A 24,010-nucleotide genomic window follows, 5' to 3' on the forward strand; every position below is an offset into this window, starting at 1 on the left:
TGAACCACACATGTCACACACCAAACTGTACGCCGCGATCTACGTCGTCCTGTTCGCCTTCGCGACCATCCAGGCGGTCGTCGAGTACGCCGGCTTCCTCGAGCAGTCGTACTGGCTGGCCTTCTGGGCTATCATCGTCCTGTCGGTGATCAAGGCCGTCATCGTCGCCGCCTACTACCAGCACCTGCGCTGGGAACCGCGGGCGGTGTCGTACCTGGTCGTCGGCGGCGTCGTCGCCGCCGTGGCGCTGACCGCCGCCGCGAGCTTCTCCATCACGTGACCATGACTGGACCAGCACACACCCACGACGATACCGACGAATCGACGCCGACCGAGCGGAGCAGGCACCGTCCGGCCATCCACACCGCGACGGGAGGGCGACCATGAGCGCGACGCTCCTCACGAGCGCGCTGGTGATGGCCACCCTCGCCGTGCTCGTGCTGGTCGCGATCGTCCGGAGTCGCCGGTGGTACCACTACGCACCGGCGCCGGACGAACACGGTCAGGTTCCGGCGCTGGCGGGCCAACAGCGACCGCCGCTGCTCGAACGGCCGACGACCTGGATCGTCGGCTTCCTCGCGCTGATGCTCGGCGCCGTCGGCGGCGTCTTCGCGTTCGTCACAAACCCAGACGCCCCGGGCGAACTGTTCAGCGTGCCCGTCCTCGCCGTCGGAGGGCTCCTGCTGGGCGGCTACCTCCTGTACGGGACCTACTCGGCCGCGAAGGGTCGGGGCCACCCCAGTTCCATCGCCGCCGCCGAGACCGCGACGCTGGCCGGCGGGCTCTTCCTCCTCGCCGTCTCGGCCCAGTTGATCGGCTGAGGCGACGCTACGATTCTTTCGGTAGCGTCGTCGCATCCTGGGGTCTGGAGTGCCACGCGGGGCGTCTCGTGGCCGCATTCGGCTCACCGCGCGTACGCGTCGAATGGGTTGTCGTGCGTCATCCGTCGAATCGTCTCCTCGTCGATTCCGGTAGCACGGAGCTTCGGGAGGAACTCCTCGACGAGGTAGGTGTAGGGTCGCTGCTCGCCACCGCCCGGTTCGGACGGGTCGTACCACCCCCGGTCCTGGCTCAACAGGAGGTTCTCGGTGTATCCCGCGTCGATCATCGTCTCGATCCGGTCGACGTAGTCGGCGTCGTCCTGGTCGTCGCCGCCGATCCAGTCGTACTCGACGAACGCACCGCGTTCGGCGACCTCGCGGTGGTACCGCTCGTCGTCGGCCTGCGCGTGGATCCAGACGAACCGGTCCGCGTCGTGGCCGGCTTCCTCGAGGACGTCGAGTTGCCGGTGGACGACGTCGCCGTGGAGCGTGTGGCTCCCGACGACGGCGCCGGTTTCGGCCCCCGCGCGGCCCGCTGCACGCAGGATCTTCGCCTCGTCGTCGGAGAGCCCCGTCGGGTCGTCGTCGTCCGTGCTGACCTTGATCCAGGCCGCCCGTACGCCGGTGTCGTCGACGCCGTCGGTCAGCTCTTCGACCATCCACGCGGCGAGTTCGTCCTCGCTCGCCTCGCGGGCCCACTGCGGAATCGACGGCTCCTGGTAGATGCCCGTCGGGACGACGATCGGGAAGTCGGTGGCCTCGGAGACGGCCAGGTCGATATCGACTCGCCGGCCGACGCCCTCCGGCGTGGACTCGACGATGGCTGTGACGCCGGCGTCGCGTGCGCGTTCGATTTCCGGGCTCATCACGTCGACGACGTCGGCCGGATCGGCGTCGCGCCAGTTGGCTTCTTCCATGGGGCCCAGGTCGACGAAGACGTGCTCGTGAGGGAGGACGAGCCCCAGGTCTTCGCGTTCTATCGGCCCCAGCGTGGTGTACAGTCGCATGGCTCAGAGTGCGCGTGGTGAAAGGTAAACCTCCCCCATGGGTCCGGTGGAGACCCGCGAGTGACGCCCGTGGGTGAGTCCGGGCTGTCACCGACGACTGATCAGTCGTCGTCGTCAGCGGCGTCGGCGGCGTCGGTCTGGGCCCGGCGCTCGGTCGCCCGCTGAACGAACTCCTCTGGCAGTTCGTCGATCTCGCCGGCCTGGACGGCCCAGAGGTTGGCGTAGAGGCCGCCTTCGTCCAGCAGTTCGTCGTGGCTCCCGTTCTCGACGACCCGGCCGTCCTCGAGGACGACGATCTGGTCGGCGTCCTTGATCGTCGACAGGCGGTGGGCGATGGCGAACGTCGTCCGGTCCGCGGTGAGTTTGTCGAGCGAGCGCTGGATGAGCATCTCCGTCTCCGTGTCGACGTCGCTCGTCGCCTCGTCCAGCACCAGGATCTTGGGGTCCTTGAGGACCGCGCGGGCGATGGCGATGCGCTGGCGCTGGCCCCCGGAGAGCTTCACGCCCCGTTCGCCGACCTTGGTGTCGTAGCCGTCGGGGAGGTTCTGGATGAACGCGTGGGCCTCGGCGGCCTTCGCGGCCTCGATTATCTCCTCGTCCGTGGCGCCGAAGGTGCCGTAGGTGATGTTCTCCTTCACGGTGCCGTAGAAGAGGAACGTCTCCTGGCTGACGTAGCCGATTGCCTGTCGCAGGCTGGGGAGGGTGACGTCCCGGAGGTCCTGGTCGTCGATGCGGACCGCGCCCTCGTCGACGTCGTACATCCGCATCAGGAGCTTCATGACCGTCGACTTGCCGGCGCCCGTCGGGCCGACGAGCGCGAGCGTGTCCCCGCCCTCGACGGTGAAGCTCACGTCGTCGAGGATGGTCTCCTCGTCCGCGGTCTCGCCCGCCCCGTACCCGAAGCTCACGTCCTCGAACGCCACCTCGCCGCCCTCGACCACGAGGTCGGGGGCGTCGGGCCGTTCCTCGATCTCGCCCGGGACGTCCATCAGGCCGAAGACGCGCTCGGCGGAGGCGTAGGCCCGCTGGTACATGTTGATGATCTGACCGAACTGGGCCATCGGCCAGATGAACCGCTGGGACAGCAGGATGAAGACGACGAACTCACCGGTCGAGAGCGTGCCCGTGAAGAACAGCGGCGCGCCGCCGCCGTTGGGCAGGGCCCAGAGGCCGCCGACGAGGAACGTGACCACGAACCCGAATCCGGCGAGGACGCGCAGCCCCGGGAAAAAGCGAATCCTGGTCTCGATGGCGCCCCAGTTCGCGTCGAAGTAGTCCTGCGAGACGTCCTCGACGCGGTCGGACTCGTAGCTCTCGGTGTTGTACGTCTTGATCACCTGCACGCCGCCGAGGTTGTTCTCCAGCCGGGAGTTGAGCTGGCCGACCGAGGAGCGGACCTCGGCGTACTTGGGCTGGATGGTCTTGATGAAGCGGTAGGTGAAGAAGGCGATGGCGGGGACGACGACCAGGGTGACCAGCGCGAGTTGCCAGTTGTACCAGAAGAGGATGGCGGAGATGCCCATCACCATCACCGCCAGGCGGAACGCCGAGTTCATCCCGTCGTTGAGGAACCGCTCCAGTCGGTTGACGTCGTTCGACAGCACCGACATCATCTCGCCGGTCTGCTTGTCGGCGTAGAAGTCCATGTTGAGCCGCTGCATCTGGTCGTAGGTGTCGGTCCGGACGGCGTGTTGAATGTGCTGGGCGAAGCTGTTCCACCCCCAGTTGCGGATCCAGTGGAACCCCGCGCCGAGGAGGAACGCGCCGGCGATGATGGCCGTCGCCATGATTACCTGGCTCTCGGGCTCGGACGCGTACTCGTAGAGGGGAATGGGGCCGAGCGAGAACGGTCGGTTCTCCTCGAACGTCGCGTCGATGGCGATGCCGAGCAACACGGGCGGGAGCAGGTCGAGCAGCCGGGCGGCCACGCTGCCGAGCAAGCCGACGGCGAAGGCGACCCAGTTGTCGCTGCCGTACTCTTCGAAGAGGCGACGCATCGGATGATCGACGCGCTCGCGGACGTCGTCGAACACGTCGTCGTCTGTCGCGTCGATATCCATTACCGAGAGGCAAGGGCTGGTCGTTCAAAATACTCTCGACACTGCGTCACTGGTTCGCGGGGAAACAGAGGCGGTCACCGACGTCGAGACCGGTCTCGTTCGTCCAGCCGCGGTTCACTTCGAGGACGTACTGTCCGGTCCCCTCGTACCCCGTCAGTTCGCTCTCGTTCGTCCCCTCCGGGGGCACCGGCGCGTGGTGGATGGTCGTGACGGCGCCGTTCGCGTCGGCGAAGACGATGTCCAGCGGGAAGTCCATGTCCCGCATCACGAAGGTGTGGGTCCCCACCTCGTCGTAGACGAACAGCATCCCCTCGTCGGCGCCGAGGGACTTCGTCTCGCTCAGCCCGGTGAACTTCTCGCTGCCGTTAGCCGCGACCATCGCACGCACCGATCCGAGCCGGGTCCCGTTCGCGTCGAGCGCCGACACGACCGGGCGCTCCGCCGGTGCCATCGCGGCGGCGGCCGTCCCGTTGGCCGTGCAGGTCGCCATCGGGTCGCGGGTTTGATTGGCGTCGTTCACCTCCCCCGCCCCTGTCGTTCCGTCTGCTGCGCCCGTCCCGTTCGTTTCGCCCGGAATCTGCAGTCGGTCACCCACGTCGAGGCCGGTCCGGTTGGTCCAGCCGCGGTTCACTTCGAGGACGTACTGTCCGGTCCCGCGATAGCGCTGGAGGTCGCTCTCGCCCGTGCCCTCGGCCGGGACGGGCGCGTGATGAATCGTCGTGACCGTCCCGTTCGCGTCGGCGAAGACGATGTCGAGCGGGAAGGCCATCTCCCGCATCACGAAGGCGCGCTCGGCCTCGCCGTCGTGGACGAACAGCATCCCCTCGTCGGGCCCGAGGGATTCGGTGTTACTCAACCCGACGTAGCGCTTCGTGTACGAGTCGGCGATGCGGACCTCCGCCGTCGCGAGTTCGGTGCCGTTGGCGTCGACGGCCGTGACGTTGGTCCGGTCGTACTCGCCAGTCCCGACGACGTCCACCCACGCCCCCGTCTGGACCGCTAGCAGGGCCAGCACCAGCACGCCCAGGAGGGCTGCGACCGCCAGCGTCGAACGGCGCGGCATGGGATAGCTGTCGGGCAGGGGTCAGGTAAGCGTTCCGTCGCAGAGAGAAAGCGTTATTCGTCCACGCGGGCATCTTTCGGCTACCGGGTCTGTGGTCTAGTGGTTATGACGCTTCCCTTACAAGGAAGAGGTCGGCGGTTCAAATCCGCCCGGACCCACTTCTGACGGCGCCACGCGACGAGCGAAGCGAGTCGCCAGCGCCGTCTGTGTGGGCAATGGCGGATTTGAAGCACGGAACGAGCGAACGGAGTGAGCGAAGTTCAGGCGGTTCAAATCCGCCCGGACCCATTCTGCGAGGAGCGGACGCGACGAGCGAATGGGTCAAAGGATTTGAAGCACGGAAGTCACGCGCAGCGAGCGATAGCGAGCGAGCATGTCTTCCTCCGGTTCAAATCCGCCGGGAGAGCGAAGCTCTCCCGAACCCTCCTTCACTTCGTCCGAGAGGACAGCACGTAACCGCCACTCGAACTCCCCAGGACGATTACAATTATCCGACTCACACTTGCTAAATTTTACGGTGGAAAACTACAATACCCGGCGCCACACGTATTCGTCCTCGCTACGTCCGTCGGTTAATGACGAATCTGCCCGTGATGCGGGTTCTTACAGTCGTAATTCTCGTCGCCCTCGCCGGCTGTGGCGGTGCCGGGTTCGACGCCGTCGTCGGCCCCGACCAGGCCGCCGCGGAGACGGCCGAATCTCCCACGCCGTCGCCCGACGCGGTGGAGAGTCCGAACGGCACGCTGGAGGTCCACTTCATCAACGTCGGCCAGGGAGCGAGCACGCTGGTCGTCGGGCCGTCGAACGAGACGATGCTGATCGACTCCGGCGACTGGTCCGACGACGGGGAAGACGTGCTCTCGTACCTGGAGGAGCGTGGCATCGATCGGATCGACTACCTCGTGACGACCCACGCCGACGCGGACCACATCGGCGGGCACGCGGCGGTCATCGAGCACTTCGAGACGGAGGGTGAGGGCGTCGGTGCGGTCTACGACCCCGGCATCACGTCGAGTTCGCAGACCTACGGCGACTACCTCGACGCCGTCGAGGAACACGACGTGACGCTGTACGAGACGCGAGCGGGCGACACCATCCCGTTCGAGGGCGTCGAGACGACGGTACTGCTGCCGCCCGAAGAGTACGTCGCGAACGGTGACCGCAACGAGAACAGCATCGCCGTCCACCTCGGCTTCGGTGCGTCGAGTTTCCTCCTCCCGGGCGATACCGAGGACGCCGGCGAGGAGTACCTCGTCGACGAGTACGGGGCGTCGCTGAACGCCACGGTGTTGCAGGCCGGCCACCACGGGAGTCGCTCCAGTTCGAGTGACGCCTTCCTCGACGAGAGCCAGCCCCGGATCGCGCTGATTACGAGCGGCTACGACTCCCAGTACGGCCACCCCCACGAGGAGGTCCTCCAGCGCTTCGCCGACCGCGGTGTCGAGACGTACTGGACGGCGACCCACGGCAACGTCCGGATGACCAGCAACGGGTCGGCGGTCACGGTGGCGACCCAGCGAGCGGCACCGACCGACCCGCTCGAACTCAGGGAGGGCGACGCCGTCGAACCGGGGTCGACCGACGACCTGCAGGTGCGGACCGTCCTCGACGTGAGCGGCGGGACGACCTCACCCGTCGCAACGGACGGCGGCACGACGCCGACGACGGAATCGGCGACGACCGAGTCACAGACGGCGACCGAATCGCCGTCGGACTCGTCTGGGTCGGACGAAGGCGAGGCGGGCGCGCTCTCGGTGGCGACCATCCACGAGGACGCCGCGGGTGACGAGTACGAAAACCTCAACGACGAGTACGTCGTCTTCGAGAACACGGGCGAGGCCGCGCTCGACCTGTCGGGCTGGACGGTCCGGGACGAAGCGGACCACACGTACACGTTCCCCGAGGGCGTCACGCTCGACGTGGGCGCGCAGGTGACGCTCCGCACGGGCAGCGGCACCGACGACGACGCCGACCTGTACTGGGGTGCCGACGCGCCGGTCTGGAACAACGGCGGCGACACGGTCGTCGTCCAGGACGACGACGGGGCGACCGTACTGGAGGAGGAATACTGATGCCAACTGACGGAACCTACACGGCGGTGGTGGACCGGTTCGAGGCGGACCTGGCAGTGCTGCTGCTGGAAGACGACGGTGAGACGGTCGGTGAAGTCGTCGTCGACGAGGAGGCGCTGCCCGAGGATGGGCGACACGTCGACGCGGTGCTGGCGGTCGAACTCGACGACGACGAACTGGTCGGGGTCACGTACGAGGAAGCAGAGACCGAAGACCGGTCAGAGCAGGCCCAGAGCCGGTTCGACAGCCTGTCACAGCGGCCGCCGTCGGAAGGCGACGAGGCCGACTCGGGCTGACCGCCCCGCTCTCCTGGTGCTCACTATCTCTGTCGGCACCCGACGTCGTGGTCTCCGACCGGTGAACCGGGGCACCCGGAGAACGAACGTTTAGGTGCGTTCTCCCCGTTACCTGTGCTACTAACTGGTCTATGGAACTCATCGTCTCCGAGAAATACAACGCGGCCGAGCGGATCGCGGGCATACTGAGCAAGGATAGTGCGACGCGGGAGCAAGTCAGTGGCGTGACCGTGTTCAAGTGGGGCGGCACCTACTGTATGGGGCTGGCCGGCCACGTCGTCGAGGTGGACTTCCCGGACGAGTACAACGAGTGGGGGAGCGTCTCGCCGGCCTCGCTGATCGACGCCGAAGTAACGAAGCGGGCGTCGAAGCCCGACATCGTCGCCGCGCTGAACACGCTGGCGAGCGAGGCCGACCGGGTCGTCATCGCGACGGACTACGACCGGGAAGGGGAGCTGATCGGGAAGGAAGCCTACGACCTCGTTCGGGCCGTCAACGACAGCGCGCCCGTCGACCGGGTTCGGTTCTCGTCGCTGACCGGCCCCGAAGTCAGGAACGCCTTCGAGGACCCCGACGAGATCGACTTCGACCTCGCCGCGGCGGGTGAAGCCAGGCAACGGATCGACCTGCGCTGGGGGGCGTCGCTCACCCGCTTCCTCACGCTGGCCTCGAACCAGCGCGGCGACGGGTTCGTCAGCGTCGGTCGGGTGCAGACGCCGACGCTGAAACTGCTCGTCGACCGCGAGCGGGAGATCGAGAACTTCGACCCGGACGACTACTGGGAGATCTACGCCGACCTCGGGCGGACGGACGAGGACGACTCGTTCGAGGCCCAGTACTTCTACCTGAACGACCAGGAGAACGAGGCAGAACGGCTCTGGGACGAAGATGCGGCAACAGCAGTCTACGGTGACGTCGACGACGCCTCGGAGGCCACGGTCGAGCGAGTCGACGACAGGACGCGGACGGACAATCCGCCGATCCCGTTCAACACGACGGAGTTCATCAAGGCCGCGAACGCCATCGGCTACGACGCCAAACCGGCGATGAACGTCGCCGAGGACCTCTACGACGACGGGTACGTCACGTACCCGCGCACCGACAACACGGTGTATCCGGACGATCTGGACCCGCGAGCGTTGCTCGAGACGCTCTCGGAAGCGTCGCCGTTCGAGGCCGATGCCGAAGCCCTGCTCGACCAGGAGTCCATCTCGCCGACTGCGGGGGAGACCGAGACGACGGACCACCCGCCGATACACCCGACCGAAGACGTGCCGAAGAAGAAAGCCCTGAAAGGCAGGGAGTGGGAGATATACGAGTTGATCGTTCGCCGGTTCTTCGCGACGCTCGCCGACGCCGCGACGTGGCGAAAACTCCGGGTCGACGTCGACGTCGCGGGCCACTCGCTGAAGGCGAACGGGAGCCGCCTCGTGAAACCGGGGTACCACGCCGTCTACCCGTACTACGACACGGAAGAGACGACCATCCCGGCGGTCACCGAGGGGGACGCCCTGCAGATCGTCGAGAGCCGGCTCGACGAGAAACAGACGCGGCCGCCGAACCGCTACGGCCAGTCGAAGCTCGTCGAGAAGATGGAGTCGCTCGGTCTCGGCACGAAGAGCACGCGACACAACACGATCGAGAAGCTCTACGACCGGGACTACGTCACGGGCAACCCGCCCGAACCGACCGAGCTCGCCCGGAAAGTCGTGTCCGCGACCGAAGAGTACGGCGCCCACGTCGCTTCGGCCGAGATGACGGCACAGCTCGAGGACGACATGACGGCGATCGCGGACGGGGGAACGACGCTGGACGAGGTGACGCGGAGTTCGCGCGAGATGCTGGAGGACGTGTTCGAGGACCTCCAGGGCGCGAGAGACGAGATCGGCGAGTTGCTCCGTACGGAGATCGACGAGAGCGACAGCGTCGGCGACTGCCCGGAGTGTGGGGAACCGTTACTGCCGCGGCAGGCCAACAGCGGGTCGCGATTCGTCGGCTGCAACGGCTATCCGGACTGCGAGTTCACCCTCCCGCTCCCGAACAAAGGTCGGCCACACGTTCTCGACGAGCTGTGCGACGACCACGGGTTACACCACGTGAAGATGATCGCCGGGTCGAAGACGTTCGTCTTCGGGTGTCCGCGATGCCAGCAACGGGACGCCGCCGACACAGACGACCGGGTCATCGGTGACTGCCCGGAGTGTCACGCCAGCGAGGGTGGCGAACTGGCGATCAAGCGAGTCCACAGCGGCTCTCGGCTGGTGGGGTGTACCCGATATCCTGACTGCGACTACTCCCTCCCGCTTCCCCGTGACGGGGAACTCGAAGTCACCGACGACGTCTGCGACGACCACGACCTCCCGGCGGTCGTGATTCACCAGGAGGACAGCAGCCCGTGGCAGCTGGGGTGTCCCATCTGCAACTACGAGAACTACAAGAGCTGATGGCGCCGGCGCGTGGCCAGCGACCGTTCCCGCTGGCTGGCGCTGTCTCCGTGCCACCACCTGGTCTGGACGCTTTCGAGCGGCGCCAGCTGCCCCGACGGATTACCATCCTTCGGTCATTCTGGCCTACTTACATCGTCTGCTGTTATTCACTCCATTAATTCTAACATATTAACGGCGGTGGCACAGTACCGCTACGACATACCTACCCCACCCCACAGCCAGTTCAGTCCAGCCGCAGTCTGTCGGCACCCACCGCGCGGCTGCCATCCGTTTCTCGCACCGTCGTCGTCCAGATGGGACCCGATATCGCCACCCGATTGCCACCAGTGGCCCCTGTAATGCGTCGGTCGGAGGAGCTATATCCCTCGGCGCTCCCCTTTCAAGGGCTAGTACTGGCACAAGTACTGGCATGGGAGACCCGGCCATCGAACGCTCATCCCCTGGCACTTGCTTGGGCTTCGAGCCGGGTCCTTTTCGTGAATCCTCGCCCGTTGCCGTCACTCGGGCCCACTGGTGCAACCTGGTGGCGCCACCAGCCGTCCGGCTGCCACAGGGTGAATCTGGGCTCACCCCACTTGCAGCTGGTTCGGCTTCGAGACAGGTGTTTTACAAACCTAATTAAATCGGCATGCAGTTTTTACGTTGGCAACGTCTAGAACTGGTGCCGGAGTTCATTTGTGGTTCATCCGGCACTCCACCCAACCCACCCCACAAGTCCAGCCGTCGCGGCCATCACCTAACACGGCTGACTTTTCTACCGTTCACTCCGGTACTGATATCGAGTCGAGCAATCGCGCGACCGCAGTGAGAATCGGATACGTCCACGACTCCTCGGCGTACAGATACGCACAGAGGCTGTGCTCGTCGATGTACGAGACGGACGATTGTGACCCGAGCGTCGACTGGCGAGTGCGAAGCACCTGTCTGACCTCCTCTTCGAACTGGTCGCGGTACCAGGCTGGGACGATACTCGTGTCGAGGTTGTCGAGGATGGTCGTGACGTCGTGGCGTCTCGAACGGAGCGAGTGCAGTTCCGAATCGAGCCTGTCACAGAACTCATCGCGGTCACGCGCCCGCTTTTCCGCCGCGGCGACGAGCAACTCCCTGTGAGACCGCGTGAACGTCGTCGACGTCTCCGGGGAGAGGAGACTCGCCAGGTCCGGCCCGAACTCCGCCCTCGCGTTTTCCTCGACTGATTCGTCGTAGACGTCGTCGTAGTGCTGTACCGCCATCACCGTCGCTTCGTACGCTTCCCGGAGTGGCGCCGTCGCAGACGACGTCCCGCTGGTATCTACGCTTCCAGCCATGAGCGCAGGTGGTCTGGGCGAGTCGGCAGTGGTGGCAGCCACGCGGTCGGCGAACGCGTCGAACGCGTCCCGCTCGCTGGCGACCTCGTTTCGCACGCGCTCTGTGAGTGTTTCTGCCCTCAACACGGGTCCGAGGACGTGATGGCGGAGTATGGAGAGGTGCTGGCGCGGGTCGTGGTGGGACTCGAGTTCAGCCATTGGCATGTACTACGGTACCACATAACTAAAATGCTTGTTTTACATTAATAGGTCTCGTCAGCTGTTTCTGCTTCGAATCGCCGAAATTAACTCCCTCGGCCGTTTCGCCTCGACGAGAGCGTCACTGTACGGGCAGCGATTCCGGGCACGCCAGTGCTCCTCGGCCCGCGCTTCCCTCCGCCACCTGTGGCGTCGCGTTCGGCCAGGCCGGAGACAGATACTTATCCCAATCTCTCCAAGCAGAGCGAAATGGGCACTGACGTTTCGAGCATTACCGTCGTCGGTGGTGGAGACGCTGGACTCCTCGCCGCGCTCACGCTCCGCAGGGTGAACCCGGACGTGGACATCGCCGTCGTCGACGACTTCGGCGAACCGCCGACGGAGGTCGGCCAGGGGACGTTCCAGTCGATCATCCCGCTGTTGCACGACGTGCTCGGGATCGACGAGGGACGGTTCCTCCGCGAGGTCAAGCCCGTCTGGAAGGCCTCGTCGTACTTCCGGGACTGGTGTGGCTACGAGCCGTTCCACTACGCCTTCGACATCCGGTCGGTCAAACCGGACGTGGACGACCCGAACTCCGTCGAGTCGCTGTATCACTACTACGAGACGGGGGACATGTCGACGCCCGCCGAGGGGATCGCCGAACGCGGGAAGACGCCGCTGGTCTACGCGCCCAGCCAGGACACCTACGCCATGTACCCGAACATGGCGTACCACCTGAGCGTCGGTCGCTTCAACGAGTTCCTCCGGACGCTCTGTGAGGAACGGGACGTCCCGCTCGTCGACGACCGGATCACGGACGTCGAGACGGACGCCGACGGGACGCGTATCGCGGCCGTCCACGGCGCCTCGGGTGCGACCTACGAGGCCGACCTCTACGTCGATTCGACGGGGTTCAAGCGCCTCCTGATGGACGAACTCGACGCCGCCTACCGCAGTTTCGACGTGCCACTCGACACCGCCGTCCGGGCCGCCGCCGACCGCCCGCTCTCGGAGATCGTCCCCGCGACCGTCCTCGAGACGGGCGAGCACGGCTGGTTCTGGCAGATCGACACCTACGACAGCCGGAGCCTCGGCTACGTGTTCAGCTCCGACCACGTCTCCGACGAGGACGCGCTCGCGGAGTTCAGAGCCCACCGCGAGGAGGACCTCGGCGAGGTCGATTACTACCGCTTCGACTCGGGCTTCTACGAGGAGCCGTGGGTCGGCAACTGCGTCGCGACCGGCAACGCCCAGGGGTTCATCGAACCGCTCCAGGCGACGTCGCTGACCACCCACCTCAACACCGCGTTGCGACTGTCGCGACGGCTCGCCGCCAGGGGCCGGATCGTCGACGACGGGTTCCGGGAGTCGTACAACCGGTACGTCCGCGGCAGCTGGAACTCGGTCTACGACTTCATCAGCATCCACTACCGCTTCGCCGACGGCGACACCGCGTTCTGGGAGGAGATGCAGTCGATCCCGATAAGCGACCGCGTCCGCGACTACATCGACTACTACGACGCCAACGGCTTCGAGCTGTTCGACTCCGAACTCGTCACCGAGGAGGGCGCCCCGCGCGGAATGTTGGCCTTCCCGACGTCGAGTCTCTACTTCGTCATGCGACACATGGGCGCCGAGTCGAGCTTCTACGAGGACAACGACTTCACCGTGAGCGACGAGGTGCGAGAGCGCTGGCGACAGCGCAACGGCTACGTCGACGACCTCGCCGACACCTGTCTCTCCTACGAGCAGGTGTACAAGTCGGGCGTCGTGGACTCGTTCGTCCGGAACGAGCGGGCGTTCGCACAAGCCGCCGCGCCGTCCGGGCGATAGCGCGCTGTCCGGGCCATAGCACGCCGTCCCGCCGGTTCCTGTTGCTCCGCGGCTTATTCCTCGCCGTCAGTCGCCGCTCTCCACCGTGACGTCGTGTGCGGGGCCCTCGACGACCGCGAGGTCGCGGCCCGGAACGGTGGCGTCGCCGACCACCACGGCAGCGTCGCCGGCGTCGACCGCGACGGGGTCGCGACCGAAGTTCGTCACCCAGGTGTAGCCGTCGCGCTCGGTCAGGCGGACGCCGTCGGGGAGCGGGTCGGCCGCGGGGACGGCGGTGCGCTCCAGCAGGTCGGCCACGAGCGCGTCGGCGAGGTCGGACTCGGGCCAGACGCCGACGTAGGTGAGGCCGCCCTCGCCGTGGTCGTTGCGGACGATCGCTGGTTCGCCCGCTGCGGGTCCGGAGTCGTGGCGACCGAGCACGTCGGCGGCGTCGGCGTCGAGCCACTCGCCCCAGGTCCGGAACGCGTAGGGCTCACCGCCGTCGGTGCCGTCGCCACGCGACTGGTCCCCGTAGGTCACGCGAGTCTCGACGCCGGGCGCGAGACTCTCGTGCTGGACGACGCGTGCGCCGAGTGATTCCGAGAGGGGCCCGGGAGCGAGCTCGTCGCGGAATTTGTGGTGTTCGTCCTTGGCGGCGCTGCGGACGGTGAGCACGAGTTCTCCGCCGTCGGCGGCGTAGTCGGCCAGTCGCCCGGCGAGGTCCTCGTCGACCAGGTGCAGGGAGGGTGCGACGACCGCGCTGTAGTCGTCGAGATTCCGGTCCGTCGGGATTACGTCGACGGTGACGCCGCGTCGACGGAGCGCCCGGTAGTACGCCCGACAGTGCGGCCAGTAGTCGTAGTCGGGTGTGTGGCGTTCCGAGTGGAGCGCCCACATGCTGTCGTAGTCGACGAGCAGCGCCACCTCGCCCTCGGGCGCAGCGAGGTCGGGCAGTTCCGCGAACTCCCCGGCAGCTTTGGCAGCCTCGCCCACGCCGCGGTCCGGCGACCCGTCGTAGTTGTTGAGCGCGCCCCAGTACTGTTCCTGGCCGAACCGGCAGCGCCGCCACCGGAAGTAGGAGACGACGTCACAGCCGTGGGCGGCGGCCTGGTGGGCCCACAGGCGCATCATGCCCTCGGCGGGTTCGGCCGAGTAGGGGTACGCGCGGATGTCGCCCGACTGGTTCTCCATCACCCAGAACGGCCCCTCGCTCGCGCCGCGGTAGAGCGCGTGGTTCAGCGCCGTGAGGTCGGGGTCGCCGACCCGCTGGACGTCGGCACCAGCCTCGCTCTCCGGGGCCGGCGTGTCGGGGGCCTGCTGGGCGTGCAGCGTCGGATACGAGTCCCACGCGGCGAAGTCGAGGTCATCGCTCACGTCGAAGGCGTCCAGCGGTTCGAAGTCGCCCATGAAGTTGTGCGTGATAAACCAGTCGTCGCCGTCGGCCTCGGCGCCGCGCAGCGCCTCGACGTGCAGTCGGTTGTAGTCGACGACGCTGTCGCTGGAAAAGCGGTGGAAATCGAGCAGCCGAGTCGGGTGGTGCTGTCCCTCCGCGGGCGTCGGCCCGGGGACGTCGACCTCTGAGAAGTCCCGGTACTCCTGGCTCCAGAAGGCGTTCCCCCAGGATTCGTTGAGCGCGTCGACGTCGTCGTACTTCCGGCGGAGCCAGTCCCGGAAGGCGCTCTGGCAGTCGTCACAGTAACACCGGACCGTCTCGTGACAGCCGAACTCGTTGTCGGTCTGCCAGCCTGCGACGCCGTCGTGACCGGCGAAGTGCTCGGCCAGCTTCCCGATGATGCGCCGACTCTCGCGCCGGTAGTCGGGGGAGTTGTAACAGTACTGGCGGCGGCTGCCGAACTCCAGGGGGGTGCCGTCGGGTTCCTCCTGACGGATGCCGGGATACTCGTCCGTGAGCCACTTCGGTGGCGTGGCCGTGGGCGTACAGAGGACGGCCTGCATCCCGTGGTCGGCGACGAGGTCGACCGCGGTTTCGAGCCACTCGAAGTCGTACGTGCCCGGTTCGGGTTCGAAGCGGTTCCAGGCGAACTCGCCCATGCGGACGTACTCGATGCCGGCCTCGGCCATGCGCTCGACGTCGGTCGCCCAGCGCTCGCGCGGCCAGTGCTCGGGGAAGTAACAGACGCCAATGTCCATACCGTTGGTGTCGGTAGCCGCGTTGATATAGGTATCCGCCGCAGCGAGTCGGGCCGGCCGAACGGACTGTTCGCCGGACCACGGTTGATTTATAGTCCCGGAGTGTGATACTCTCCCATACCTATGTCCGTCAACTACGACAAACGGCGAAACGTCGGTATTCTGGTCGGCCTTATCCTGGCCACCGCCGTTCTCGTCTTCGTCGGCACCCAGTTCCTGCGCAACAGCCTCGGGTGGAACCTGATCGGGGAGCTGGCCTACGCGTTTTTGATCATCGTCCTCGCGCTGTTCGCCTACGACAAGCTACTGGTGCGATAACGTGCTGGACGCTACGTGGGGGTCAGACCGACGATGACGACTGACGAGACCTACACTGGCTGGTCGCGCGTGCCGTCGCGGGAGACCCGAGCGGCCGTCCGACAGACCTCGGGCGCCATGGCCGAGCTGGTCCGGTCGACACTCGGCCCGCTGGGACTGGACAAGATGATCGTCAGGCGGATGCCCGACGACGAACTCCGGGGGTTCGTCACCAACGACGGCATCGGCATCATCGAGGAGTTCGAGGGCGAGACAGACGACCCGATCGCCCAGCAGTACATCACGCTCGCCGAGGACCACGAGGACGACGTCGGCGACGGCGTCACGACGATGTTCCTGCTCGCGTGTGACCTCCTCTCTGCGTCGATGGATCTGGTCGACCAGGGGGTCCACCCGAACGACGTCGTCGAGGGCTACTCGATCGCCGCCCAGCGGACTATCGAGAACTGGGTCGAGATGGCCGTCCCGGTCGCCCGTGAGGGTGAACTCCACCGCGATACACTCGAGACCATCGCGATGACGGGGATGACCAACGGGCGCACGCAGTCGTGGCCGCTCGACCAGGTCGTCGACACCGTCGTCGACGCCGTCCTGCGCGTCTCGGACCCCGAAACGGGGACGACCCGACTCGACCACGCCGACACCGTCGCCGTCCACGGCGGCACCGTCACGGACACGGAACTCGTCGAGGGGGCGGTCGTCCCCCGCGAGGTCGTCGACGCGGAGTACCTCCTCCCCGCGGAGGGGCCGATACTGCTCGTCGACGGCGACCTGACCTCGCGCGAACTGACGGCCGACGTCTCCGTCTCCATCGACCCCGAGGACCCCGCCAAGACCGCCGAAAGCTTCGACGAGAGCGCCGGCATCGCGGAGGCCATCGGCGAGACCGGTGCCGTCGCCGTCGTCGTGACCGGCGACGCTGACATGCAGGTCGCCTACGAACTCGCCGGCGAGGGAGCGGTACTCGTCAGGGACACCAAGGACTCCACCTTCGAGTACCTCCAGATCGTGACCGGCGCCACGCCGATCGGGCCGGTCAGCCCCGGCGCGAGTATCGATCCGGACGTCCTCGGTCACGTGCGGCTGAGCCGCCGGGACATGGCCCGTGACACGGACTGGCTCGCCTTCGAGGCACCGCCCGGGACCGGGCAGCCGGCCGTCACGATCGTCGTCCGCGGCGGCACCGAATCGGTCGCAGAGGAGGCCGAGCGCCGCATCCGAACCGGGAAGAACGCACTCCGTGCGGTCGTCCAGGACCCGCGCGCGCTCCCGGCCGGCGGCGCGCCCGACGTCGCAGCGGCGGTCGACGTCCGGTCGTTCGCCAGGCGGTTCGACGGCCGCGAACAGCTCGCCGTCGAGACCTTCGCTGACGTCCTGGAGACGGTTCCGAAGACGCTGGCGCACAACGCGGGACTCGACCCGCTCGCAGCGCTGGCGGACCTGCGTGGCCGTCACGATGCCGGCGACGACCGCGCCGGCGTCTCGGCCGACGGCGAGGTGGTCGACGACGTGGTCGCCCACGACGGCCTCGACGCCTTCCGCGTCCGGGTCTCCGGGCTCGTCCGGGCCGTCGAGTTCGTCAACGGCCTGACCCGCGTCGACAACTTCCTCGTCGACCAGCGGGTACCCACCGTCGACAGCGTCCTCGGCGAACCGGAGTACGACGAGCCGCCGGGGAACCTGATGGCCGGGCCGGATATGGACGACTGATAGTGGTAGTTGTAAGCCCTTACCGGCGTCCGGCCGAACTGCGTGAGGCCGGGCTCGATAGACGAACGGAGTGAGTCTATCGGCGTTCGCCGGTACTGACCACGTCGAACGCTGGTACGGGCTTACAACTACCACTGTGACTCCCGGGCAGCGGCCGACGCGGTCAGACCAGCACGGTCGCGACGACGGCGACCAGCGTCACCGGGAGCACCGAGACGACGGCCGCTTTCCTGTCGATTCCGTACAGTTCCCTGACGATCGGCAGGAGCAAGAATCCGACCGCGACCCACCCCGCCGCGATCAGGACGCCGACGGCGCGCATCTGCGGCGTCGCGGCGAGTGCCCTGTGGGCGTCGGCGACGGCCGGTGCGCCCTCGCCCGTGAGGGTTACGACCGACGACGGTATGGTGGTCGCGACGACGGCGCTGATCGCCAGGAGCGGGACGAACACCAGCAACAGGTACGCGCCGGCCTTGAAGATGCCCGTGTCGATGCTCGTCTCCTCGGTGAAGAAGCCGGCGAACACGCCGACGACGCCGAAGTAGAGGAACCAGGAGAACCCGCCGAGGAAGAGGCCGAAGACGACGTTGATCAGGACCGCGGCCGGCCAGGCCTCGAAGAAGTAGCCGTTGGCGATGGCGTACGTCTCCGCGGTGAACTCGAAGACGCCTCTCGCGACGCCGTAGGTCACCAGTGCGAGCACGGGCGGGAGCCAGCCGTACGCTCGTATCGTCGCGACGAGTTCGGTGACGCTCTCGGCGCCCCGGAACTGGCTCGGTAACCGGCGGTAGGTCAGTTTCGTCCCGCCGACCCCCACGTCCGGACCGTGCGGGTCGGCGCTGGGGTCGTACCCCGTGTCGTATCTGGGTGAGCCGTCGTCAGCACTCATGTGTCGGTACCGGCGTCGTCCACGGGCACGAACGTGACGATCGGGACGTCACGGGTCCCGCGGCGGACGTCAGTCGTCGTCACCGGCGGTCTCGGTCTGTGCGTCGACCGTCGTCCGCGTCGTCGTCTCCACGTCGATGTTCTCCCCGGTCCGGGGGTCGAACACGTGCATGTGTTCGGTGTCGAAGGTCAGGTAGACGAGTTCGCCGGTGTCCTCGTACTCGATCGGCACCGAGTCTGGCTGGATGAACACCTTGTACTCCTCTTCGTCCTTTTCCTCGTCTTCGCCGATGCTGACGCTGTCGGCGATGACGTCCTCGACGCCGTTCCCGTCCTCGAGGTCGAAGTACAGGAGGTCGTTGCTCCCCAGGGGTTCGATGATGTCGACGGACGCGGGGACGGACTCCTCGACGGCCTCGAGGTGGACGGTGACGTGCTCCGGCCGGATGCCGAGCAGGAGCTCGTCTGACGTGGCGTTCTGTGCGATGGCGCTGGCTCGCTCGGGGTCGATGGAGACGTCGATGTCGCCGACGAACCGACTGGCGTCGGTGTCGAGCTCCGAGACGAACATGTTCATCGACGGGCTGCCGATGAACTGCGCGACGAAGACGTTCTCGGGGTCGTTGTACACCGTCCGGGGCGAGCCGACCTGCTGGAGTTCCCCGTAGTTGAGGATGGCGATGCGGTCGGACATCGTCATCGCCTCTTCCTGGTCGTGAGTGACGTATATCGTCGTCGTGTCCAGCTGATTCTGGATGCGCTGGAGCTCCGTCCGCATGTGCTTCCGGAGCTTTGCGTCCAGGTTCGAGAGCGGCTCGTCGAACAGGAACACACCCGGGTCGCGGACGATGGCCCGCCCGGTGGCGACGCGCTGGCGCTGCCCGCCGGAGAGGTGTTTTGGCTTCTGGTCGAGGTGGGGTTCGATGCCCATCATCTCCGCGGCTTCCTGGACGCGGTCGTTGATCTCGGGGTCGGAGAGGTCGGTCGACCGCTTGAGGCCGAAGGCCATGTTCTCGCGCACCGTGAGGTGCGGGTAGAGCGCGTAGCTCTGGAACACCATGGCGATGTCCCGACTGCGCGGGGGGAGGTTGTTCACGACCTTGTCGCCGATGTGGATGGTGCCGTCGGTGATGTCCTCGAGCCCCGCGACCATCCGCAACAGCGTCGACTTCCCCGACCCGGAGGGACCGACGAGCGTCAGGAACTCGCCGTCCTCGATCTCGAGATCGAAGCCGTCCACGGCCAGCGTGTCGTCGCCGTAGATCTTGGTGACGTCGTCGAACAGTATTCGGGCCATAGTCTATCGCTCGCCTCCTCGCTGGGTTACGTTTTCGGTGGTGTGTGTGGTGTGTCGTGTCATTCTGAGTACCTCACGTCTTGACGGCCCCTTCGGCGAGGCCGGTGATGATGTACTTCTGCAGGAAGAACAGGATGATAATCAGCGGGAGCGTCGCGCCGATCGCGCCCGCCATCAGCAGGTCCCACTGGAGCGAGTAGCGGCCGACCCACGTGCTCAGCCCCGGCGGGAGCGTCGTCTTGGAACTGTCGCTGATGAGGATGAGCGCCATGACGAACTCGTTCCAGGCGAAGATCCACGCGAAGATGGCCGTCGTCGCGATCGCCGGCGCCGACAGCGGGACGATGACGCGGATGACCGCGCCGACCCGGGTCGAGCCGTCGACCATCGCCGCCTCCTCCAGGGACTCGGGGAGGTTCTCGTAGAACCCCCGCAGCATCCAGATCGAGAACGGGAGGATGAACGCGATGTAGGCGATCGTCAGGCCGTAGAGCGTGTTGACGAGGCCGAGATCCCTGAAGATGAGAAAGAGCGGGACGGCCACGAGGATGAGCGGGAACATCTGGGTCAACAACAGGAACGTCGCCACCGCCTTGCGGCCGCGGAACCTGAGCCGACCGATGCTGTAGGCACCGAACGTACAGACGACGATCGTCAGCGCGGTCGCGGCGAGGGTGACGAGCGCCGAGTTCTTGAACCAGATCAGGAAGTCGGTCTCGTATATCGCCCGCTCGTAGGCGTCGAGACTGACGCCGTTGACCCATCGCATGGGGTCCTCGATGACGCTGAGGAAGGAGAGGGGGTTCAGGGACACGACGACCATCCAGAGGACCGGCAACAGGACGACGAAGATCGACCCCCACAGGAACGTGTGGAAGCCGACCGCTTTCAGCCGGTCGACGGTTGTCTCCGACAGCTCGACGCCGAACAGTTCGGTCGTATCGCGTGATTGGGTTGCCATGTTACTTGCCTCCGACCTCTTCCTGGTAGAGTCGCAGGTACACCAGTCCGTACCCCATCATGATGATCAGCATCACGACGGCGATGGCCGCGGCGAGCCCGAAGTCGTTCTGGCGGAACGCCTGCCGGTAGATGTACACCGGCAACACCATCGACGCGTTCCCGGGGCCCCCGCTGGTCATCACGTAGATCAGCGTGAAGTGGTTCAGCGTCCAGAGACTCATCAGCAGCGTCGTCACGATCCCGATCGGTTGCAGGAAGGGGAGCGTGATGTGTCGAAACAGGTCGAGCCGGGTCGACCCGTCGACCCGCGCCGCCTCGTAGAGGTCCTGGGGGATCCCCTTCATCGCCGCCAGGAACGTGATCATGAAGAAGGGGAAGTTCCGCCAGACGTACGCCAGCGTGACCGAGAACAGCGCGTACCGGCCGCGGCTGAGCCAGTCGAGCCGTTCGAACCCGAGGAGGTTCAGGATGCCGTTGAACATCCCCAGGTTGAAGTCGAACAGCAGGTTCCAGTTCAGCGCGACCGCGATGAAGGGGATCGTCCACGGTAGCAGGAGGAGCGTCGTCGCGATGGACCGCCCCTTGAACTCCCGGTCGAGGAGCAACGCGAAGCCCAGGCCCAGCGCTGCCATCATCACGACCGAAGCGAACGACCAGACGAACGTGTTCTTCAGGACGTTCCAGAACTCCGGCAGCCCGAAGATCGTGGTGTAGTTGCCGAACCCGAGCCAGACGTTCGGTCTGAGGGCGTTGTACTCGTAGAAGCTCAACAGGATCCCGCGAATGATCGGGAAGACGCTCACGACCGCGAGCGCGACGAGCGTCGGTAAGAGGAACAACCAGCCCCAGACACTCTCTTTCGAGAGCAGGTATCGGTACTCCTCTATTATCGACCCTCCCTCGGTCGGCGTTGCGTTTGACATACTCTATCAAACCAAGCAGGCCCAGATACTTTATTGAATCGGCTGCGGGCGACCGAACAGTCGGTTAGCTGACGGTACTGGTCCGGTAGTCGTCGGTTTCCGGACGGTGTAGCGCAGTGCTGGTGACCTGGTTCGACGAGCCCTCGAGCGCGTGTCGGCGGCGAAACGCGCGTCGAAGCGCCGACGGGAGCGACCGCCCTCGTGGGGGTGAGCCAGGTCGACCGCACCGGTCCCGTCGGCCGCGAATCCCCGGGCCGTCCGGGGTCGGGCACCGGTTCCGGTAGCTACTCGTAGGGGTTCCAGATCTGGGGTTTGCCGTCGCCGGAGATCCAGTCCTGAACCATGTCGGGGGCGTCGTCCAGCGACGGGCCCGACGACGATTCCTCGAGCGTCTGGTCGACGTAGTCGGCCTCGTTGATCGTCGAGCGGATGTTGTTGGCCATGTTCCGGAGCGCCGTCTTGGGGTCGGCGTCGTTGCCGATCATCGCCGAGATCGCGACGGAGTAGCCGCTGGTGGACCCCTCCAGTGAACCCATGAACGGGGTGGCCTGTCCGGAGCCGGTGACCCCGTAGCGGACGGCCTGGGGGGCTTGCTCCAGGCGAGTCTCCAGCCAGGAGTCGGGGAGTTCCGTCGGGTTGTTGGTGTAGAGTTCCATCTCCTCTTGCCCGCTCCGGACCGGCATGAACGTCGGCGCCGACACCGGGAAGTACTCGCTGAGGTTCTCCGGTTGCGTCATGTAGTCGACGAAGCCCTTCGAGATCTCCGATCCCGCGCTGTACGAGGCGACCTCGTCGGTGAACGAACCGAAGACGCTGCCGCCCATGAACGAGTGGCTCTCGCCGTTCGGTCCCTCGGGCATCGGTTCGAGCTCGGTCGCCTCGGCGAGGTCCGCGTACTCCTCGTTGACGCCTTCCTGTGGGTCGATGAGGCTCCGTGCCAGGTCCGTCGGGAGGTGGGCCGCGGCGACCTCGCCCGACTGGAAGAGCTCCTGGTTCGACGTGCTGTCGATACTACCCCAGCCGCCCGGGGCCGTACCCCACTGCTCGCGCATACTCATCACCCACAGGTGGGTGAACAGCGAGCCTGCGGCGTCGGCCTCGACGCTCCACTGGTCGTCCTCGTACCCGTAGTACTTCCCGCCGGCCTGGTAGTTGAACGCGGCCACGTTCTGCCCGGTCGTGGTGTCCTGGGCCCCGGGCGTCGTCCACGCGCCGGCCAGGTCCGTGTTCTCCATGATCGTCTGGCCCTTCGAGACGATGTCCTCCCAGGTCTCGAAGGTACCGTCGACGCCGGCCTCGTCCATGAGGTTCCGGTTGACGTGTGTCGTGCGCACCTCCATGAACCACGGGACAGCCCACTGCTCGCCCTGGAAGTTCTGCCACTTGTTGATCACGTCGTACCAGTCGTCGTACTGGTTGAACAGGTCGGTGAGGGGTTCGGCCGCGCCGCGGTACCCGAAGTCGACGGCGTGTTCGCCCGCCATCTCCGAGACGTTCGGCAGCGACCGCCCCTGGACGCCCGCCTCCCACTCCTGGAAGATGGAGTCCCAGGTGATGACCTCCGTGCTCAGGTTGACGTTGGCGTCCGCGGCATCTTCGAAGCCCTTGGCGGCGTTCTTGATCCCCTCGGTCTCGGCGGGGATGTACCCCCGCATGGTCCACCAGAGGAAGTCCTGTTCGCCGGTCCCGTCCGTACCACCGTCTCCGCCGTCACCACCGTCTCCGCCGTCTCCGCCGTCGCCGTCTCCCGAACAACCCGCGAGACCGCCCGTGGCGCCGACAGCCCCCACTGCAGCCGCTGTTTCCATGAAGTTCCGTCGAGAGTACTCTCCGCCGTCGTCGCCGGTGTCGACGGGCTCGCCGTCTGCGTCTGCGTCACTGTCATCGGACTGTGGCATATGTTGACTTGTACAACGGCATCAGTATATATCTAACGGGACATGTATCATTTCACACTGATCCGAGTACCTCGTAAACGCCCCATCTAGGCGTCAAAACGGTGGAAATCCCCTTTCCTGGCGTGTCGAACGGTGCTACGTGTACCTGGCCAAAAGCGAGTCGTCGGCTATGTCCAGATTCGACTGTCGACGTCTGGTCAGCCCCGTCGGTGTATCGGCGGCCGATCTTTCGGCTCCTGGGCGGCCCGCGGCAGGGCCAGCGACCAGATGACGAACTCCAGCACCCCGAGCGCAATCCCGATCCCGGCGGCGAGCAGCGAGTCCCCGAGGAGTTCCAAGAGCGCGAGGACGACGAGGCCGGTCACGCCCAGTGCGGCCCCGGCGGCCCCGGGATTGACCCGTCGTCGATCCTCGTCGTCGTCGGCCTGGCCGAACCGGTCGAGTCGTACCACGTACGGGACGAACAGGAACGCGCCGGCCCCGGAGACGGTCGCGACGAGCGCCGCGATCCCCACGCCGCCCCCGTTCCGCAGGGTCACGTACCCGAGTGCGACGGCAGTCAGGACGCCACTCACCGCACCGGCGACCGTCAGCGAATCCGCGCTGTCCACGGTGGCTCCCATCGCCCCACGTTGCTGGGCGAGCGACGTAAAACCGACCGGAACACGGTCGGTCCAGGTTCGCGACGCGCCAGAACGGGTAGTGTGCTCCGCTTTCCGTCCACGGGAACCCCTTCGAGCACGACAGGAACTTCTTCGAGCACTGCGACGCCACTCGTGGGCGACCGGATCGTCGGC

General features: G+C 66.3%; 19 protein-coding genes, 1 tRNA gene and 1 pseudogene. 9 read left to right on the forward strand and 12 right to left on the reverse strand.

All coding sequences use genetic code 11. The annotated features are described in order from the left end of the window. The first annotated feature begins 10 nt into the window (after positions 1 to 10). Complete coding sequence (locus tag BM337_RS08175) at positions 11 to 280, forward strand: cytochrome C oxidase subunit IV family protein (protein ID WP_089815855.1); 270 nt, start codon at positions 11 to 13, stop codon at positions 278 to 280. A gap of 103 nt (positions 281 to 383) precedes the next feature. Beyond that, the gene (locus BM337_RS08180) at positions 384 to 821 is read left to right on the forward strand and encodes a hypothetical protein (protein WP_089815857.1); all 438 of its coding nucleotides are present in this window, start codon (positions 384 to 386) and stop codon (positions 819 to 821) included. 83 nt (positions 822 to 904) lie between these two features. On the opposite strand, the gene BM337_RS08185 is transcribed toward BM337_RS08180, so the two are convergent. The 4 genes and pseudogenes from BM337_RS08185 to BM337_RS21865 form a co-directional block, all read right to left on the reverse strand. Beyond that, a complete protein-coding gene (locus tag BM337_RS08185) occupies positions 905 to 1,828 on the reverse strand; it encodes a phosphotriesterase family protein (protein WP_089815859.1) in 924 nt (307 codons plus the stop codon). Positions 1,829 to 1,929: 101 nt separating this feature from the next. After that, the gene (locus BM337_RS08190; RefSeq protein WP_089815861.1) at positions 1,930 to 3,888 is read right to left on the reverse strand and encodes an ABC transporter ATP-binding protein; all 1,959 of its coding nucleotides are present in this window, start codon (positions 3,886 to 3,888) and stop codon (positions 1,930 to 1,932) included. A 46-nt stretch (positions 3,889 to 3,934) separates the two neighbouring features. Then, the gene (locus BM337_RS21860; RefSeq protein WP_394327768.1) at positions 3,935 to 4,378 is read right to left on the reverse strand and encodes a DUF192 domain-containing protein; all 444 of its coding nucleotides are present in this window, start codon (positions 4,376 to 4,378) and stop codon (positions 3,935 to 3,937) included. Positions 4,379 to 4,453: 75 nt separating this feature from the next. Then, a pseudogene (locus BM337_RS21865) lies at positions 4,454 to 4,951 on the reverse strand (DUF192 domain-containing protein); the annotation flags it as partial. An 85-nt stretch (positions 4,952 to 5,036) separates the two neighbouring features. Between BM337_RS21865 and BM337_RS08200 the strand changes: the two are divergent. From BM337_RS08200 to BM337_RS08215, 4 genes are all read left to right on the forward strand, one after another. After that, positions 5,037 to 5,109 (forward strand) — tRNA-Val (locus BM337_RS08200). A gap of 417 nt (positions 5,110 to 5,526) precedes the next feature. Next, a complete protein-coding gene (locus BM337_RS08205) occupies positions 5,527 to 7,023 on the forward strand; it encodes an MBL fold metallo-hydrolase (protein ID WP_089815866.1) in 1,497 nt (498 codons plus the stop codon). After that, complete coding sequence (locus tag BM337_RS08210) at positions 7,023 to 7,319, forward strand: DUF3006 domain-containing protein (RefSeq protein ID WP_089815867.1); 297 nt, start codon at positions 7,023 to 7,025, stop codon at positions 7,317 to 7,319. Before BM337_RS08205 ends, BM337_RS08210 begins: the two co-directional genes overlap by 1 nt. A gap of 131 nt (positions 7,320 to 7,450) precedes the next feature. Then, positions 7,451 to 9,763, forward strand: a complete 2,313-nt coding sequence (locus tag BM337_RS08215; RefSeq protein ID WP_089815869.1) for a DNA topoisomerase I — start codon at positions 7,451 to 7,453, stop codon at positions 9,761 to 9,763. Between the two features lie 764 nt (positions 9,764 to 10,527). Here BM337_RS08215 and BM337_RS08220 read toward each other — a convergent pair. Further along, entirely contained in the window at positions 10,528 to 11,271 is a 744-nt protein-coding gene (locus tag BM337_RS08220; protein WP_089815872.1) for a DUF7260 family protein, read from the reverse strand. 249 nt (positions 11,272 to 11,520) lie between these two features. Here BM337_RS08220 and BM337_RS08225 point away from each other — a divergent pair, with 249 nt between their 5' ends. Then, positions 11,521 to 13,086 (forward strand): tryptophan 7-halogenase, encoded by a 1,566-nt coding sequence (locus BM337_RS08225; RefSeq protein ID WP_089815873.1) that lies wholly within the window; start codon positions 11,521 to 11,523, stop codon positions 13,084 to 13,086. Between the two features lie 66 nt (positions 13,087 to 13,152). Here BM337_RS08225 and BM337_RS08230 read toward each other — a convergent pair whose 3' ends face one another. After that, positions 13,153 to 15,216, reverse strand: a complete 2,064-nt coding sequence (locus BM337_RS08230) for a beta-galactosidase (RefSeq protein WP_089815875.1) — start codon at positions 15,214 to 15,216, stop codon at positions 13,153 to 13,155. Between the two features lie 123 nt (positions 15,217 to 15,339). Between BM337_RS08230 and BM337_RS08235 the strand changes: the two genes are divergently transcribed. After that, a complete protein-coding gene (locus BM337_RS08235) occupies positions 15,340 to 15,534 on the forward strand; it encodes a hypothetical protein (protein WP_089815878.1) in 195 nt (64 codons plus the stop codon). A gap of 33 nt (positions 15,535 to 15,567) precedes the next feature. Beyond that, complete coding sequence (locus BM337_RS08240; RefSeq protein ID WP_089817143.1) at positions 15,568 to 17,244, forward strand: TCP-1/cpn60 chaperonin family protein; 1,677 nt, start codon at positions 15,568 to 15,570, stop codon at positions 17,242 to 17,244. A 163-nt stretch (positions 17,245 to 17,407) separates the two neighbouring features. Here the strand turns inward: BM337_RS08240 and BM337_RS08245 are convergent, their stop codons facing one another. The 6 genes from BM337_RS08245 to BM337_RS08270 form a co-directional block, all read right to left on the reverse strand. Next, the gene (locus tag BM337_RS08245) at positions 17,408 to 18,133 is read right to left on the reverse strand and encodes a hypothetical protein (protein ID WP_089815880.1); all 726 of its coding nucleotides are present in this window, start codon (positions 18,131 to 18,133) and stop codon (positions 17,408 to 17,410) included. A gap of 69 nt (positions 18,134 to 18,202) precedes the next feature. Next, positions 18,203 to 19,429: an ABC transporter ATP-binding protein gene (locus BM337_RS08250; protein ID WP_089815882.1), complete on the reverse strand. Its 1,227-nt coding sequence runs from the start codon at positions 19,427 to 19,429 to the stop codon at positions 18,203 to 18,205. Between the two features lie 73 nt (positions 19,430 to 19,502). After that, entirely contained in the window at positions 19,503 to 20,390 is an 888-nt protein-coding gene (locus BM337_RS08255) for a carbohydrate ABC transporter permease (protein ID WP_089815884.1), read from the reverse strand. Between the two features lies 1 nt (position 20,391). After that, positions 20,392 to 21,315, reverse strand: a complete 924-nt coding sequence (locus BM337_RS08260) for a carbohydrate ABC transporter permease (RefSeq protein WP_089815886.1) — start codon at positions 21,313 to 21,315, stop codon at positions 20,392 to 20,394. Positions 21,316 to 21,599: 284 nt separating this feature from the next. Continuing rightward, complete coding sequence (locus tag BM337_RS08265) at positions 21,600 to 23,213, reverse strand: ABC transporter substrate-binding protein (protein ID WP_089815888.1); 1,614 nt, start codon at positions 23,211 to 23,213, stop codon at positions 21,600 to 21,602. A 197-nt stretch (positions 23,214 to 23,410) separates the two neighbouring features. Then, positions 23,411 to 23,836 carry a hypothetical protein gene (locus BM337_RS08270; RefSeq protein ID WP_089815890.1) on the reverse strand — a complete coding sequence of 142 codons (426 nt, stop codon included), beginning with the start codon at positions 23,834 to 23,836 and terminating at the stop codon, positions 23,411 to 23,413. Between the last annotated feature and the right edge of the window lie 174 nt (positions 23,837 to 24,010).

It is taken from the genome of Halomicrobium zhouii, assembly GCF_900114435.1.
Lineage (GTDB): Archaea > Halobacteriota > Halobacteria > Halobacteriales > Haloarculaceae > Halomicrobium > Halomicrobium zhouii.